17 protein-coding genes are annotated in these 15,834 nt (G+C 32.0%); 13 read left to right on the top strand and 4 right to left on the bottom strand.

The genetic code is table 11. From position 1 onward, the window contains the following. Positions 1-130: 130 nt before the first annotated feature. Genes HMPREF3265_RS11430 through HMPREF3265_RS11415 form a run of 4 tightly spaced genes read right to left on the bottom strand, consistent with a single transcriptional unit; the run spans position 131 to position 3,415 of the window. Entirely contained in the window at positions 131-325 is a 195-nt protein-coding gene (locus HMPREF3265_RS11430; protein WP_053023567.1) for a VraH family peptide resistance protein, read from the bottom strand. A gap of 27 nt (positions 326-352) precedes the next feature. After that, positions 353-2,236, bottom strand: coding sequence for an FtsX-like permease family protein (locus tag HMPREF3265_RS11425; RefSeq protein WP_070861719.1), 1,884 nt, complete (start codon positions 2,234-2,236; stop codon positions 353-355). Continuing rightward, positions 2,226-2,984, bottom strand: coding sequence for an ABC transporter ATP-binding protein (locus HMPREF3265_RS11420; RefSeq protein ID WP_070861718.1), 759 nt, complete (start codon positions 2,982-2,984; stop codon positions 2,226-2,228). Before HMPREF3265_RS11420 ends, HMPREF3265_RS11425 begins: the two co-directional genes overlap by 11 nt. A 23-nt stretch (positions 2,985-3,007) precedes the next feature. Next, positions 3,008-3,415, bottom strand: coding sequence for a YxeA family protein (locus HMPREF3265_RS11415; RefSeq protein ID WP_070861717.1), 408 nt, complete (start codon positions 3,413-3,415; stop codon positions 3,008-3,010). Between the two features lie 352 nt (positions 3,416-3,767). Here HMPREF3265_RS11415 and lepB point away from each other — a divergent pair, with 352 nt between their 5' ends. The 13 genes from lepB (at position 3,768) to HMPREF3265_RS11350 (ending at position 15,819) form a co-directional block, all read left to right on the top strand. Next, on the top strand, positions 3,768-4,340 hold the full coding sequence (lepB, locus tag HMPREF3265_RS11410; RefSeq protein ID WP_070861716.1) for a signal peptidase I: 573 nt from the start codon (positions 3,768-3,770) through the stop codon (positions 4,338-4,340). Between the two features lie 238 nt (positions 4,341-4,578). Continuing rightward, complete coding sequence (locus tag HMPREF3265_RS11405) at positions 4,579-5,652, top strand: zinc-ribbon domain-containing protein (protein ID WP_070861715.1); 1,074 nt, start codon at positions 4,579-4,581, stop codon at positions 5,650-5,652. After that, entirely contained in the window at positions 5,652-7,058 is a 1,407-nt protein-coding gene (locus tag HMPREF3265_RS11400; RefSeq protein ID WP_070861714.1) for a zinc ribbon domain-containing protein, read from the top strand. Before HMPREF3265_RS11405 ends, HMPREF3265_RS11400 begins: the two co-directional genes overlap by 1 nt. A 181-nt stretch (positions 7,059-7,239) precedes the next feature. Next, positions 7,240-7,782, top strand: coding sequence for a GNAT family N-acetyltransferase (locus tag HMPREF3265_RS11395; RefSeq protein WP_141764286.1), 543 nt, complete (start codon positions 7,240-7,242; stop codon positions 7,780-7,782). Positions 7,783-8,214: 432 nt separating this feature from the next. Further along, the gene (locus tag HMPREF3265_RS11390; protein ID WP_070861712.1) at positions 8,215-8,601 is read left to right on the top strand and encodes an FGGY-family carbohydrate kinase; all 387 of its coding nucleotides are present in this window, start codon (positions 8,215-8,217) and stop codon (positions 8,599-8,601) included. A gap of 615 nt (positions 8,602-9,216) precedes the next feature. Beyond that, on the top strand, positions 9,217-9,774 hold the full coding sequence (locus HMPREF3265_RS11385) for a TetR/AcrR family transcriptional regulator (protein ID WP_070861711.1): 558 nt from the start codon (positions 9,217-9,219) through the stop codon (positions 9,772-9,774). A gap of 126 nt (positions 9,775-9,900) precedes the next feature. Beyond that, positions 9,901-10,785 carry a beta-keto acid cleavage family enzyme gene (locus tag HMPREF3265_RS11380; protein WP_070861710.1) on the top strand — a complete coding sequence of 295 codons (885 nt, stop codon included), beginning with the start codon at positions 9,901-9,903 and terminating at the stop codon, positions 10,783-10,785. After that, a complete protein-coding gene (locus HMPREF3265_RS11375; RefSeq protein ID WP_070840041.1) occupies positions 10,785-11,753 on the top strand; it encodes a 3-hydroxyacyl-CoA dehydrogenase NAD-binding domain-containing protein in 969 nt (322 codons plus the stop codon). The genes HMPREF3265_RS11380 and HMPREF3265_RS11375 overlap by 1 nt, the downstream gene beginning before the upstream one ends. Before the next feature lies 1 nt (position 11,754). Further along, entirely contained in the window at positions 11,755-12,228 is a 474-nt protein-coding gene (locus HMPREF3265_RS11370) for a thioesterase family protein (RefSeq protein ID WP_016930945.1), read from the top strand. A gap of 140 nt (positions 12,229-12,368) precedes the next feature. Then, the gene (locus tag HMPREF3265_RS11365) at positions 12,369-13,556 is read left to right on the top strand and encodes a betaine/proline/choline family ABC transporter ATP-binding protein (protein ID WP_016930946.1); all 1,188 of its coding nucleotides are present in this window, start codon (positions 12,369-12,371) and stop codon (positions 13,554-13,556) included. Beyond that, complete coding sequence (locus HMPREF3265_RS11360; protein WP_002502247.1) at positions 13,553-14,185, top strand: ABC transporter permease; 633 nt, start codon at positions 13,553-13,555, stop codon at positions 14,183-14,185. The genes HMPREF3265_RS11365 and HMPREF3265_RS11360 overlap by 4 nt, the downstream gene beginning before the upstream one ends. 18 nt (positions 14,186-14,203) lie before the next feature. Then, positions 14,204-15,160, top strand: a complete 957-nt coding sequence (locus HMPREF3265_RS11355; protein WP_070861709.1) for an osmoprotectant ABC transporter substrate-binding protein — start codon at positions 14,204-14,206, stop codon at positions 15,158-15,160. Then, entirely contained in the window at positions 15,160-15,819 is a 660-nt protein-coding gene (locus HMPREF3265_RS11350) for an ABC transporter permease (protein WP_070861708.1), read from the top strand. The genes HMPREF3265_RS11355 and HMPREF3265_RS11350 overlap by 1 nt, the downstream gene beginning before the upstream one ends. The last annotated feature ends 15 nt before the right edge of the window (positions 15,820-15,834 follow it).

Below are 15,834 nucleotides of genomic sequence, written 5' to 3'. Positions count from 1 at the left end.
CCCGAACCCCGTATGTATGAATAGAGCTGAGAATCGCTTGATTTAAGGCACTTTCTCAGCTCAGTTAACTACAGTCTATTTGCAATGTAGCCCTTTAATATATTTGTTCTAAATGCTTTGATTTTCAATATTAGTTATTAGTCTTTTCTTCATAACGTTTTAGAATATAACCACCACCAAGTAAGCCTACTGGTACTCCAATAAATGGTGTCGCAATGCCACTTAAGATGAAGACGATAAGTACTAACATAAGACCGTTAAACCAATTGACTTTCAAACTTAATAAATCCTCGTAAGATTTGCGAATTAATTCTTTAATATTCATTTAAACAACGTCCTTTCTTTTCAATTATTAAATAGAGTGTCTTACAATTCGATTTGCATGGATAAATGAGATTGTTGCAAAGATAAGGTAAACAAGTGAATAAACAATCATCACAATGATAATCGGTGTTGGAGAGTATTCTCCCAATAGTTTCATAAATACCATTGCAGCAAATAGTGCGTGTAATAATGCGATGATTAAAGGTAAACCGAAGTTGAATAGAATCTTTAATGCTAGACCTTTCGTCATATCCGTGTGTGTGAAGCCGATACGTCTTAATATGCGATAATTGTTAATTTCATCTTCGGTTTCATCCATTTGTTTAATATAGATAATACATCCCGCTGCGATGAGAAACGCTAATCCTAAGAATGATGTGACAAACATTAGAATACCGTTACTTTCATCTAGCATTTTCTTCGTGTCATTTTTTAATTCAACATTTGCACTTACTTTCTGAGCTAGTTTTTCCGCTTTAGAGAGGTCTTTATGATCTGTGATATTAAAACCGTAATGTTGCATTAGTTGGTCCTTCATTTTCAATTTATTGAAATTATCTGGACTTACTTTTAAGACAGGACCTCCTATAGAAACGGTCGACGGAATTACCTCATTGTCATCCTTTTTATTCACGTTTAATGTCATTTTTTGTTGACCTTGAAGTGTCATATCTTCATTCGTATGAACACTTACAATGCCAGAAAGTGGTCCTTGTAGGTTAGTAATAGTAGCATGGTTACCATTAATATTTTTATCTGGCATAACAACGATACCAGCATTTTGCATACCTTCGTTTGTTTTACTTTTTAAGGCATCATTTTTAAATAATTTCGTATTACTACCTTCAAAAGTTTTCGTGTCATATTGAATATGATTTTGTTTTAATAGTTTTTCATATTTTTGAGCTGATTGCGCTTTAGCAAAGTTAACATCTTGAGGTGAGGATACTTGAATCATATAATCTGTATTTGCTTTGCTAATTGCACCAAAACATAGAATAGTTACTGTCACTGCTGAAATAATAGCAATAATTGTTAGTGACATCGCATTTTTCTTCATGCGATGCATAATTGATGAAGTAAATACGACATCTGTAATTGAAATGCGCCCATGTTTAGATTTTTTCAGTGATTTAAATATGATAGATACTGAACTTCTAAAGAATAGATAAGCCCCCACAACGGTTAGAAACAGAATTAAGAAAGGTGTGATCAAGACCATTGTTAAAGCTTCGAACTTACCAAACATCTCAGTGGAAATATAATATCCAAAGATGATCATGATAATGCCTAGAATACCGGCAATAAGTTCAGGAACGGTAATTTTAGCTTTAGTAGCTTCTGATTTAGTATTATCTTTCATCAGTGACAGGATGGTTCTTCTTTTTAGGAAAAGAAAGTTCTGGAACATAATCAAGATAAATGCTAGTACAAGCATCACAATTGTTTGAATCAATGCAGGAAATTCAAATCCGATTGAGACACCTACTTTCAAATGCATCATCTTAACTAAAATATTGAGTAGAATTTCAGAGCCTACAATACCAATTACAATACCTATGATGCCAGTAATAACAAATAATGTGAACTGTTCAATAGCTAGCATTCTTAAAATGTTTTGTCGTGTTAGTCCGATAAGTTGAAATAGCGCAAATTCTCGTGTTCTACGTTTAATAAATAATTGGTTCGCATACATTAAGAAAATAATAATTGTAATAAATAGGAAAACTGCGCCTACTTTAGCACCTTCTTGGATTACTTTTGGAGAATCACCATTATTAATACTATGTGTGTACTGCAAAGTGACAAAGCTAAAGTATAAAATAATACTAAAAATGAGTGAAAAAAGATACAGTGCATAATTTTTAAAATTACTTTTTAAGTTTTTGAGTGTAATTTGATTAAACGTCATTTGCGACACCACCTAAGGCTGACTGTACTTGAATGATTTCATCATAAAATTCACGTTTAGATTTATCTTCTTGATGGATTTCTGAATGAATATTGCCATCTTTTAACATAATGACACGCTGTGCAAAACTCGCTGCAGATGGGTCATGAGTTACCATGATTATCGTGCTATTGAATCGCTCGTTCATATCTTCTAGACGGTTAAGTAAGTCTTGTGCGCTTTTCGAATCAAGTGCTCCTGTCGGTTCATCGGCAAAGATGATAGACGGTTTATGAACGAATGCACGTGCGGCAGCGGTACGTTGTTGCTGACCACCTGATATTTCGCTTGGATATTTATCGCTTAACTCATAAATACTGAGTGCTTCAGTGACTTCTTTATAATTTTGTTCCATCTCATCTTTACTTACTTTTTGAACGGATAGTGGCAACATAATATTTTCTTTAACGGTTAAGGTAGGTAAGACGCTATAATCTTGGAAGATAAATCCAAGTTCTTTCTTACGAAATTGTGCTAATTGCTTATCTTTGAGTTGATTAACTTCATTGCCACTTACTTCTACAGTTCCTCCAGAAATACTATCGATGGAACTAATGACATTGAGGAGGGTAGTCTTACCTGAACCTGAAGGTCCCATTATGGCAACGAATTCTCCTTTATCCACTGAAAAGTTGATGTCGTTTAGGGCTTTATACTTTTGCTTACTTCCATATACTTTTGATAAATGATTGATGTTTAAAATTGGCATGTCGATTGCACTCCTTGTTTGATTTATAATTTTTCTTTTGCTTTAGTTGGAATTTCTGATTTTTTAACTTCTTCGTATGACAGAATTGTGTGAGATTTTTCGCGTACAACTAAGTAATGATTTTGTTTTAATTTTTTGGATGCTGTGTATTCAATTTTTTTAGATTTACCATCTTTCGTGTAACCAGTTTGATTGTAATGATAGATATAGAAGTTTTTTTCTTTATCAACGACTTCCACTTTAGATGGTTTCTGAGTCTTAACGTAATATTCATATGTTTGGGCTAAAGGATTGAGCTTGTTCCAGTCATTGATTGAGCGATTGTTAGGGTGTTGATTGGAATAAGCATTTAATCCAAACAATCCTCCGATAACAATAATTGCAATGACGGCAATTGCAATGAATATATTTCTTAAGGTTTTCAATATCATCACTCCTTGTTTCTATTACACTTATAATTGTAGAAGGGTTGCGTTAGAACTGCCTTTATCTAACCTTACAAAGTCGATGCCATTTCTTACGAATATGAAAGATTAGATTATTTTTTGAAAATGTAAGTAAGAAGGCATTCTTAAATGTGATAACTTGAATAGTAATCTTGTGAGAGGTTTGTTACTATGAAGCTATCAATAAGCACATTGACGATGATTTTCTTGATGAGCTTAATTTTCAAAACGAAGTAAATTGATTAACGTTACGCTTTTTAAAGATGAGTGAAACGACTTTGCAATATATTTGTGATAAAGTAAGTTGTGTTTATAAAAGATGATAGGCGGGATTTAATTGAAAAAAGAGATAATTGAATGGATTGTAGCCATTGGTGGCGCACTCTTAATTGTAGGTATTGTATTAAAGTTTATTGGAACATCATACACAGTATCAGGTTCATCGATGTATCCAACTTTCCAAGATAGAAATAAAGTGATAGTTAGTAAGATTTCGAAAATATTGAACCACATTGATAATGGTGATGTCGTTGTCTTCCATGAAGATGCACAACGTGATTTTATTAAGCGTGTGATTGGTACGCCAGGTGATAAAGTTGAGTATAAAGGTGATCAATTATATGTTAATGACAAAAAGGTATCAGAGCCTTATTTAGATTATAATAAGAAGCATAAACAAGGTAAGTATTTGACAGGTACATTTAAAACAAGCCAAGTGAACGGTGCAAATGGCAAAAATAAAATCCCTAAAGATAAGTATTTAGTTTTAGGTGATAATAGACAAAATAGTGTAGATAGCCGTTTTGGTGAAGTTGGTTTAGTAGATAAAGACCAACTTGTAGGTAAAGTTGTTTTAAGATATTGGCCATTTAATAAATGGGAAGCTGGTTTTAACCCAGGCACATTTTAGAAAAAACAATTAAATAATTAAAATTTTATTGGCGGTGGAGTCTTAGACTTCATCGTTTTTTTATTTCAGTTTAGTCAAGTCAATATTTAGATTATTATATTAAATACGCACATCTAAATAATGCTTTTTAAAATATATAATTATTTTGATAAAAAGTTTAAAATAATATAGAAAGCAACACAAAATAAATGATATACTTTTTGAAGATTTAAAAAATAATAAAATTGGAGGGATACCTATGCAATGTCCAAATTGTGGAAATGCTATCGAACCTAACGATTTATTTTGTGGAGAGTGTGGCCATAAAATAGATAGACAGTCTCATACTATTAATTCTGCTGAAAAAGATATCTCTAATGCTGAAGCTAATGGTAGACGACACGATTCAACTGGATCATTAGGTGAAGGTAACGAAACGACATCAAATCAAAGTGATTATTTATCAAGAACAAACGAATCGAAACAGGATAAACATCCTAATGAAGATGGTAAAGTGCGAGATCATCAGCATGTACCTGAACATACTACATCGACACAACAACATCAAATGCATCAACCTCAATCAAATCAGCACCAACAACCTCACAACAATGCATCACATACATATCACAATCAACCACAATACGATCAGTCATATTCAAACCATCAACAACCACAACAAACAAGCCAATTTAGTGACCATGCAAAAGAAGTGACAGAAGAAAGTAAAGGTTTCTTTAAAAGTGCTTTCGCTTCACCTGATCAAGTACTAAAAAGCCAACAAGCATTTAGTTTTAAATTGTTATTTTCTTTAATCATTGTCGGTTTATTAGTCGTAGCACTGTTACTTGCTATTGTAATTCCTTCATCAGTTGGAATGTTTGAAACACCGAAAAGCCAAATTATCTTTTCTGTTGTTTTAGGTATCATTTTATTCCTAGCAGTGATAGTGGGAGCAACATATGGTATTACGCACTTAGTAGCTAGACAGCCAATTACATTTAAAAAAGTATTGTCAGATTTTGTACTTATTAATAGTGTTTCAGTCGCAGTACTATTGATTGCACTTATTTTAATGTTCGCTAATTCTTTTAGCTTTGGTGGCGCATTATTTATACTATCCATTTTATTAATCGTTGTTTCAGGTGTTTACATGATTGCCAAATATAGTGCAAATCATCATACTCGCTTTTCAAGTTTTTACGGTGTGATCATTTACATTATTGTGTTCTTCTTATTTGTGATTATTTTCGGTGAATCTTTATTTAACCAAATCTTTGGAAACTTAATCAGTGAGTTCAATAATTTATTTGATGGGAGTTCGATTTACTAATGAAATATTGTAGTAATTGCGGTCAACCTCTTCGCGAAGGTGTGAAGGTATGTACAAATTGTGGGAAACCCGTTCAGCAATCTAAAACAAATCACTCTAACACACAGCAAGATCATCACAACCAAAGTCGACAAGATAAGCATGAGCAGTATCAATATCAAGGGTATAATAACCATAATCAAAACGGTTATACCGACAGACATGATCAACAACCACGTAAAGGCGATAATAAAAAGACTTGGATTATTATTGCAGTTATAGCTGTATTGCTAATTGCTTTGATTCTTGCATTTTCAGTATTAAAAAATCAATTTTCTCCGGAAAAGCAAGCATCTAATATTGCACAAGCAATCAAGAAAGATGACGAAAAGGCATTAGCCAAAGAAGTTACAACTCAAAATGACCAAAAATTAAGCAAACAAGAAGCACGCGCATATTTAAATTACATCAAAACAGAAGATGACTTAAATAATGTCGGTAGTAACGTAGAACAAAGCGCGAAAGAAATTAAAGATAATCGTTATAATAATTTATCTGTAGATGCTAATGGAAATAGTGTGTTAAATATTTCAAAGGATGGCAAGAAATTCCTATTTTTTGATAATTATTCATTCAATGTTCCACAAAAATCAGTGAGCATTTATCCAAGTAGTAGTGGAGATATTACTTACGAATATAATGATAAAAAGCGTACGACAACGGTTACGGAAAATGACGAAAAAACGTTAGGTACGTTCCCAATCGGTGATTACAATTTAAAAGCAACAAAAGACATCGATGGTAAGAAATTCAAAGGTGCGTTAATGATTAACATGAGTGATGATGCTACTGCTTATGAATCATTTAAACAAAAACGTTTCACAGTCAGCGTTGATGGCGGCTATATGTTAAACAATGTGAAAATATACGCGAATGATAAAGAAATCGGAAGTGAATCATCTTCTGAAACATTTGGACCATATGACCCTGATGAAGAAGTAACCGTTTATGCACAAGGTACTTATGAAGGTAAAACGTTCAAATCAGATTCTGTTAATGTGACTAGTTCTGGGGAAGACGATGATGACGTAACAGATGTCACAGTTACGTTTGATGATGATGAGATTGATAAGTATATCGATGACAAAATGGATGCTGAGTATGATAGTGATAGCGATGATTCTGATTCAAGTTCAGGCGAAGTGACACGTGATAACGTCATTGATAAAGTAGAATCATACGAAGGTCATACGTTAGATACGGATACTTACACATACAAAGAACCAGAAAAAACAGATGATGGTAAATGGGGCTTCTCATTTACTGACAAAGACGGAGATTTAGCCGGATCATATACCGTTGACACTGACGATGGTTATGTAACTGAATACGATGAAGATGGTGAAGAAGTCGGTTCTGGTTATTAATAAATGAATAGTTATTATCATAATGAGGTTGAGCGATTGAATTTAATTGCTCAGCCTTAATTTTTAAGGATTTTTGAAGCATAATAATTTATGAGCTTTAATATTAATTAAATCAATTTATGTTACTATATATTTAATTTACTGAATAATTTGAAAATTTAAACTGGAGGCGATAGATATGATGTTTGGTTATCAAGTGAATGAACATGTGACGTTGAAGATATTAGAAGAACGTGAAGCGGAGCAACTTTTCAAATTAGTTGATGCGAATCGAGATTATTTAGGCGAGTTCTTGCCATTTGTCGAACATACAAAGAAGGTGGAAGATAGTAAACACTTTATCCATTCAGCGTTGCAACAATTTATCGATGGTAATGGATTTCATTGTGGAATATGGAGTAATAAAGAACTGATTGGGGTCATAGGATTGCACTATTTAGACTTAGTTAATAAAACAACTTCGATTGGTTATTATTTAGCTGAAGACTTTCAAAAGAAAGGTATTATGACTAGATGCACTAAAGCACTTATTCAATATGTATATGAAGAATATGATATTAACCGAATCGAAATACGAATGTCTACTAAAAATAAGAAAAGCCGAGCTATACCAACAAGACTTGGTTTCACACAAGAGGGTATATTGAGAAGTGATGAACGTTTACAAGGAGAATTTTCAGATAGTTATGTGTATAGTTTACTCCGGGAAGAATATGATGATTAATTCTATTGTAAATATACATTCAAATTTATTTACAAGATGATTTTATAATAATTTTTTAAGTAATCAATAAACGTATGATATCCATTTATAGATTCATTCCGAATATAATAGAGAATAGAGTTATCTCTTTCTATTTTTAAGCTTATTGTTTAGTAAAACTATATATAATAAATTAAAAAAAACACTTTCAATTTACGCTCCAGAATAAATTGAAAGTGGTTAAAATTTTTATGCTAGATTAAGAATATTCCAAGTGTAGGATAACACAATAAAAACTATTGTAAAGATGGAGTCAGTTATGGGGTATAAATTATAATATAACAATATTTAAGTTTAAAAGTGATAATTTCCGGAGAATTTATTACAGAGGTTCAACAGGGTTATCCTATGTTAGTATGATCGATAGATAGTTCATTCAATTTAGCTAATGTAATGAAGACTCACATATATAGTGCATTTAGTACATTAAAAATTGGTATTGATTTATTAAAAAAGAATGAAGATATTGAAATTAATTCAATATATGGACACGGAGGTATATTCAAAACCAAAAAAGTTGCTCAAACATTTTTGGCAGCAGCAATGCAAAGTCCCGTTAGTGTTATGCAAACTGCTAGTGAGGGCGGAGCATGGGGGATTGCTGTTTTAGCTAGATATCTTGTAGCAGAAAACTATATAAATTTATCTAGTTATCTTAATGAAATTGCTTTTAAAGATACTGATTCTATCAAAATTGAACCAAATGAAAAAGAAATAGAAAGCTTTAATCGTTATATTGAACGTTTTAAAAAAAGGTCTTCCTATAGAATGTCTTGCTAACGAACAACTTTAAAGAAATCACAAATAAGCAAAGGGAGAAAGTGAATTATTGTGACTAACGATTTAACTAAACAAAATCGACAATTTTTAGGATTACCTGGGGAATTCTCAGATAGTTTATTGAGAGAAGAATATGAAAATGAAATTTAAAGATGAGAAATTAGTTAAATTTAATAGTATCTTTTAATTATTTACTTATCTACTTGACATAAAGCATTTTAAATGATTGTTTACAAAGATAATCAATAATTAAAATGAAAGAAAATACACTTATATTAAGTTTTTCACTTCTACTCTTATACAATCAATACAAAAGGTTAAAAAATTTAATTTCAATTTGATTTAAGTCATAGAGCTAGGACTTTCGTAAAAGAAGTTTATATTCAATATAAATTAGGTTACATACACAGTTGGGATAGGAAGAAGAATGCATTTTGAATTCTTTGTCTTATTCTCACATACTTTATACATTTTTTAAGTGTAATCATTTTTAATATAGTTAAAAAGATTAGAACGTAAAACTTTTTTTAAAATAATTTATATAATATAATAATCTCTATCTATTTAAGAGTATTATGTAAACAATATTGATTTTAATTGGAAGAGGGTGAATTGATGACGAGGAAATCTAAGAAACAGTATATTTTAGAATCTGCAGCTAATATAGTAAATAGACAAGGTACTGACTATTTAACATTAGATGCAGTAGCAAAAGAAGCAAGTATAAGCAAGGGTGGTTTGCTTTATCATGTTAAAAATAGAGAAGGTCTAATAAAAGAACTTGTCAATTATGCTAATGAATTATATCGAGAAAATGTAAATAGTCATATTGATAATACACATTGTAAACAAGGACAATGGTTAAATGCGTTTATTGAAGCAACGAAAGAGCATCGTGTTGAAAATGCGCCTATTACTTCTGCAATGCTTGCTGCACAAGGTTCAAATAAAGCGCTACTCTTACCATTAAAATCTTTATATGAAGATTGGCAATCTCAAATTGTTAATGACGGTCTAGATGAAATAGATGCAACAATCATTAGGTTAGCTGTTGACGGTTTATGGTTATCAGAAGTTTTTGGAATAAGTGCAATTGATGAATCAATGCGTGAAAGAGTAATAAATCGGTTAAAAGAAAACGTAGAAGTAGGTATTAATAAAGAAAAAAATTAATTTTCAGGTTTTAAGCTGTTAGGTGAGATTGAAACTTTTCAGCTTATTTTTTTATGCTACGGTTGAAACTTTACCGACCAGTTGGTATAGTTTGTAACGTATTTAAAGTATAAAGGAGTGCTTATCTTGAAAAAAGTGTTATTAACTGCAGCAATTACAGGCGCTGGAGATACAATTGACAAAAATGAAAATGTTCCAGTAACACCACAAGAACTTGCTGATTCAGCAATTAAGTGTGCAAAAGCTGGAGCAACAGTAGCACATATTCATGTTAGAGACCCTAAAACAGGCGGGGTGAGTCATGATTCAGAACTGTATAGTGAAACTGTAAGACTCATTAGAGAGGCAGACGAAGATATTATTATTAATGTAACAGCTGGTGGCGGTGGCGACTTTATTCCAAGTCAAGAACACCCAGAAACAGGTGGTAAAGGAACCTGGATTCAAACGCCTAAAGAGCGTCATAGACCAGTAGGTGACACATTACCAGAAATGTGTACGCTTGATTGTGGCAGCGTTAATATGGGAGATTCGATATATATTAGTCCTGCTTCATGGCTGAGAGAACAAGCGCAAATGATTAAAGATGCAGGTGTACAACCAGAACTTGAATGTTTTGATACAGGTCATGTCAGTTTTGCAAAGCAACTTGTTAAAGAAGGCTTAGTCGAACAACCTATGTTCCAATTTTGTTTAGGTATACCTTGGGGTGCTGAAAATGATGGTCAAACGTTAGACTATCTTATTTCAAGAATCCCTGAAGATGCACAATGGTCTGCATTCGGTATTGGTAGAATGCAATTACCGACAGTTAGAGAAGTTGCTAAACGCGGTGGAAATATTCGTGTTGGTCTTGAAGATAACTTGTATATTTCAAAAGGTGTTAAAGCAACAAACGAAGCATTAGTTGAAGAAGCTAAGAAAATAATGAAAGAATATGATTTAGTCCCATTAACACCTGCAGAAGCAAGAGAGAAACTTAATCTTAAAAATAATCAAGGAGGTAAATAATGAAGTTCGCAGTAGTTGGAACAGGCGTAATTGGTAGTGGCTGGATAACAAGAATACTCGCTCATGGGCATGAAGTCGTTGCTACAGATCCTAGCGAAGGTGCCTATGAAAGAATGCTAACACAAGTTAAACAAAACTGGCCTTATGCTAAAAAAATGGGGTTAGCTAAGAATGCATCACTAGATAATTTAAGCTTTACTACAGATTTGAAAGCAGCAGTTAAAGATGCAGACCTTATTCAAGAAAATGTTCCGGAAGTAGAATCTATTAAAGATTCTGTTTTAAAAGAAATTGATTTTTATGCGAAACCGTCTGCTATTATTGGTTCAAGTACATCTGGTATTATACCAACTGAATTGCAAAAAAATTTAAAGAATCCTGAACGTTTAGTAGTAGCACATCCTTTCCATCCAGTATATATCTTACCTCTTGTTGAGATTGTACCAGGTCAAAGTACTTCAGAAGAAACGATTATTAAAGCTGAGGAAATTTATGAGAATATTGGCATGGATGTCCTCCATGTAAGAAATGAAATTGAAGGACATATTGCAGATCGTCTAATGGAGGCATTATGGAGAGAATCTCTACATATTGTTAATGATGGTATTGCGACAACAGAAGAAGTAGATAAAGCATTTACGCATGCAGCTGGTTTACGTTATGCACAATATGGACCATTCATGACATTTCATCTTGCAGGTGGCGAAGGTGGTATGAGACACATGCTTAAACAATTTGGTCCTGCATTGAAAAAACCATGGACTAAGTTAATTGCGCCAGAATTGACAGAGGATCTTTACGAAAAAGTAGTGAGCGGTAGTGAAGCGACATCACAAGGATATACAATGTCAGAACTTGATCAAAAACGTAATGAATTCTTGATTAAAGTAAAACAACTCGCAGAAGAATATTGGCCAGAAGATACAGATTCAATGAAAAAATCTAAAAAACATCAAGTGGTAAATTAATATGTCAGAACATTATATTTACCAAACAAATGTAAAAAAAGAATGGGTTGATTATAACGGACATATGAATGATGCTGAATACAACCGTGTTTTTAGTGATGCAACAGATGCATGGTTAGCATTAATTGGTCTTAATCAAGAAACAATTCAAAGATTGCAGTATACAATTTTCACATTAGAAAATCATATAACATTTTTAAAAGAAATGAAAGAAGACGAAAATATTCAGGTAAAAGTACATCTTTATGATTACGATAGTAAACGTGTACACGTTTATATGGAAATGTTTAATAAGGATGATATATGTAGCGCCATATATGAAGTTATGTTGATGGGAATAGATATAAATACAAATAGATCAGCACCTTTTCCTGAACAAATATTAGAATCTATAGAGTTATATTTTAATACAATCCCTATTAATGAAAGACCTAAACAATTAGGACATCGAATAGGAATTAATAGAAGAAAATAGAGGCTAATTTAGTAGTTAATAATTGAATGATTGAAATATTGAGGACTTAATGTGCCTTGTTTTTACTTAGTAAACTTTGTATAACATACACTTTAAGTCCTCAGTTTGTAATAAATATAAAAAAAGAGAGGACTGGATATATGTTAAGTATTAGAAACTTATCAAAAGTCTATGCAGGTGGGAAAAAAGCAGTAGATAATATGAACATTGATATTGAATCAGGAGATTTTGTTGCTTTCATAGGAACAAGTGGGAGTGGTAAAACAACCGCATTAAGAATGATTAATAGAATGATCGAATCATCAGATGGTGAGATTACAATTAATGGTAAGAATATTAAAGATATCAATGCAGTAGAATTAAGAAGAAATATTGGTTATGTGATTCAACAAATTGGTCTAATGCCTCATATGACAGTTAAAGAAAATATTGTACTTGTACCTAAACTATTAAAATGGTCGCAAGAGAAAAAAGACAGAAAAGCAAAAGAGTTGATTAAACTTGCAGATTTGCCTGAAGAATATTTAGATAGATATCCTTCACAATTATCTGGTGGACAACAACAACGTATTGGTGTAGTACGTGCCTTGGCAGCTGAGCAAGATATTATTTTAATGGATGAGCCATTTGGTGCATTAGATCCAATTACCAGAGACACATTACAAGATTTAGTGAAAAAATTACAAAAACAACTAGGAAAAACATTCATTTTTGTTACACATGATATGGATGAAGCAATTAAATTAGCAGATAAAATTTGTATTATGTCTGAAGGTAAAGTAATTCAATATGATACACCAGATAATATTTTACGTCATCCAGCTAACGATTTTGTTAAAGATTTTATTGGTCAGAATCGTTTGATTCAAGATAGACCAAATGTACGAACAGTAAAAGATGCAATGATTACACCAGTCACTGTACATATTGATGAGTCATTAAATGATGCAGTTAATATTATGAGAAACCGACGAGTAGACACAGTTTTTGTAATTGATAATAAACATCATTTACTTGGATATTTAGATATTGAAGATATTAATCAAGGACTACGTCAAATGAAAGAACTTATTGATACAATGCAGCGAGATATTTATCGCGTTAAAGTTGATAGTAAATTACAAGATACTGTACGTACAATTTTAAAACGTAATGTAAGAAATGTACCCATTGTTGATACAGATGGTAAAACTCTAATCGGATTAGTAACTCGATCTAACTTAGTAGATATCGTATACGATACACTTTGGGGTGAAATTGAAGAAGAAACAATAAATGAAGATGAAGGCATTGTCGAGCCTAAAGAAATAGGGGCGGATAAAGTATGAGTTATTTAATAGACAATGGTGGCATATTAGTTAATAAAACTTTTGAGCATCTGTATATATCAGTAGTAGCGTTATTACTTGCTATGATTGTTGCTATTCCTTTGGGGATTCTACTATCAAAAAGAGAAAAGTTATCGAAGATTTCTTTAACTGTAGCTGGAATCTTACAAACAATTCCAACTTTAGCAATTTTAGCTTTAATGATTCCACTTTTTGGTGTGGGTAAAACAACAGCAATTATTGCATTATTTATTTACGTATTATTACCAATTTTAAATAATACAATTGTAGGTGTCCAAAATATTGATAGCAATGTAAAAGAAGCAGGACGTAGTATGGGTATGACAAATTTTCAATTGATGAAAGATGTCGAATTACCATTAGCTTTACCAATGATTTTAAGTGGTATCCGTTTATCTTCAGTATATGTAATTAGCTGGGCAGCTTTAGCAAGTTATGTTGGTGCTGGAGGACTAGGTGACTTGATTTTCAATGGTTTAGCTTTATATGAGCCAATGATGATTATCGTAGGTACTATTTTAGTAACTGTACTTGCACTAATTGTAGATTTAATTTTAGCTCAAATTGAAAAGTGGATAGTTCCGAAAGGACTTAAAGTTTCCAGATAAACAATAAAGGAGGACATTATGAAATATTATAAAAAATATATTGCAGTTTTTGTACTATGTCTAACTGTGTTGTCTGGATGTAGTTTACCAGGTTTAAAAAATAGTAATTCAGATGACGATGTTAGAATTACATCTTTAGGCACAAGTGAATCTCAAATCATTTCACATATGTTAAGAATTTTAATTGAACATGATACAAATAATAAAATACAACCTACTTTAATTAATAACTTAGGATCAAGTGTTATTCAGCATAATGCTATTACAAGTGATCAAGCAAATATGTCTGGTACACGTTATACAGGTACTGATTTAACAGGGGCATTAGGGGAAGATCCAATTAAAGACCCTAACAAAGCAATGAAGGCAACACAAAAAGGCTTTAAAGATAAATATCATCAAACATTCTTTAATTCATATGGTTTTGCAAATACTTACGCTTTGATGGTAACGAAAGAAACAGCAAAAAAATATCATTTAGAAACAGTCTCTGATTTGAAAAAACATGCAAATAAATTAAGGGTAGGTATGGATAGTTCTTGGGAAAGTCGTAAAGGTGATGGCTATTCAGGATTTAAAAAAGAATATGGTATCGATTTTAAAACAGTAAGACCTATGCAAATTGGCTTGGTTTATGATGCATTACATTCTGGTAATTTAGATGTAGCAGTAGGTTATTCTACTGATGGTCGTATAGCGGCATATGATTTGAAAGTACTTAAAGATGATAAACATTTCTTTCCACCATATGATGCAAGTCCTTTAGCGACTGATCAATTATTAAAAGAAAAACCAGAATTAAAACCAATTATAAAAAAATTGGAAAGTAAAATTTCAACTGAACAAATGCAAGAACTAAACTATCAAGCAGATGGAAAAGGTAAAGAACCAGCAACAGTAGCAGAAGATTTCTTAAAAAAACATAATTACTTTGACGATGAAAATGACTCTAAACAGAAAGGTGTTCAAAACTAATGGAAGGTAATTTATTCGAACAACTAATACATTATTATCAAACAAATTTTGGTTATCTATGGGAGTTATTTATTAATCACTTCTTAATGTCAATATATGGAGTATTATTTGCTGCTATTATCGGTATACCTCTTGGAATACTTATTGCAAGGTTTGGTAAGTTGTCTGGAATTATTATTACATTAGCTAACATTATTCAAACAGTGCCTGTAATTGCTATGTTAGCAATTTTAATGTTAATAATAGGACTAGGTATTAATACTGTTATTTTCACTGTTTTCTTATATGCACTTCTTCCTATTATAAAAAATACGTATACTGGTATTAATGAAGTGGATATCAATATTAAAGATGCTGGAAAAGGAATGGGAATGACACGTAATCAAGTCTTACGTATGATTGAGTTACCACTTTCTTTATCAGTAATTATTGGAGGCATACGTATTGCACTAGTAGTTGCAATAGGTGTTGTTGCTGTTGGTTCGTTCATTGGAGCTCCTTCACTTGGTGATGTCGTTATTCGTGGTACGAATGCTACTGATGGCACACTATTTATCTTGGCTGGTGCATTACCCATTGTTGTGATAGTAATCCTTATAGATATTATTTTACGTCTAGCAGAGAAAAAATTAGATCCAGCTACACAAACGAATAATTAATAAAGTATTTAAGGA

Origin of the sequence: Staphylococcus sp. HMSC62B09 (assembly GCF_001839115.1) — a bacterium.
In the GTDB taxonomy this organism is placed as follows: Bacteria; Bacillota; Bacilli; order Staphylococcales; family Staphylococcaceae; genus Staphylococcus; species Staphylococcus haemolyticus.
Note: the sequence above shows the minus strand (reverse complement) of the source record. Positions and strands in the feature narration are given on the sequence as shown.

What these genes read in the sequence shown, in the direction of transcription:
- HMPREF3265_RS11375 (WP_070840041.1), top strand. Translation starts at nt 10,785, where the DNA reads ATGAAGTTCGCAGTAGTTGGAACAGGCGTAATTGGTAGTGGCTGGATA.
- HMPREF3265_RS11385 (WP_070861711.1), top strand. Translation starts at nt 9,217, where the DNA reads ATGACGAGGAAATCTAAGAAACAGTATATTTTAGAATCTGCAGCTAAT.
- HMPREF3265_RS11425 (WP_070861719.1), bottom strand. Translation starts at nt 2,236, where the DNA reads ATGACGTTTAATCAAATTACACTCAAAAACTTAAAAAGTAATTTTAAA.
- HMPREF3265_RS11420 (WP_070861718.1), bottom strand. Translation starts at nt 2,984, where the DNA reads ATGCCAATTTTAAACATCAATCATTTATCAAAAGTATATGGAAGTAAG.
- HMPREF3265_RS11405 (WP_070861715.1), top strand. Translation starts at nt 4,579, where the DNA reads ATGCAATGTCCAAATTGTGGAAATGCTATCGAACCTAACGATTTATTT.
- HMPREF3265_RS11395 (WP_141764286.1), top strand. Translation starts at nt 7,240, where the DNA reads ATGTTTGGTTATCAAGTGAATGAACATGTGACGTTGAAGATATTAGAA.
- HMPREF3265_RS11365 (WP_016930946.1), top strand. Translation starts at nt 12,369, where the DNA reads ATGTTAAGTATTAGAAACTTATCAAAAGTCTATGCAGGTGGGAAAAAA.
- HMPREF3265_RS11355 (WP_070861709.1), top strand. Translation starts at nt 14,204, where the DNA reads ATGAAATATTATAAAAAATATATTGCAGTTTTTGTACTATGTCTAACT.
- HMPREF3265_RS11430 (WP_053023567.1), bottom strand. Translation starts at nt 325, where the DNA reads ATGAATATTAAAGAATTAATTCGCAAATCTTACGAGGATTTATTAAGT.
- HMPREF3265_RS11370 (WP_016930945.1), top strand. Translation starts at nt 11,755, where the DNA reads ATGTCAGAACATTATATTTACCAAACAAATGTAAAAAAAGAATGGGTT.
- HMPREF3265_RS11360 (WP_002502247.1), top strand. Translation starts at nt 13,553, where the DNA reads ATGAGTTATTTAATAGACAATGGTGGCATATTAGTTAATAAAACTTTT.
- HMPREF3265_RS11390 (WP_070861712.1), top strand. Translation starts at nt 8,215, where the DNA reads ATGAAGACTCACATATATAGTGCATTTAGTACATTAAAAATTGGTATT.
- HMPREF3265_RS11415 (WP_070861717.1), bottom strand. Translation starts at nt 3,415, where the DNA reads ATGATATTGAAAACCTTAAGAAATATATTCATTGCAATTGCCGTCATT.
- HMPREF3265_RS11350 (WP_070861708.1), top strand. Translation starts at nt 15,160, where the DNA reads ATGGAAGGTAATTTATTCGAACAACTAATACATTATTATCAAACAAAT.
- HMPREF3265_RS11400 (WP_070861714.1), top strand. Translation starts at nt 5,652, where the DNA reads ATGAAATATTGTAGTAATTGCGGTCAACCTCTTCGCGAAGGTGTGAAG.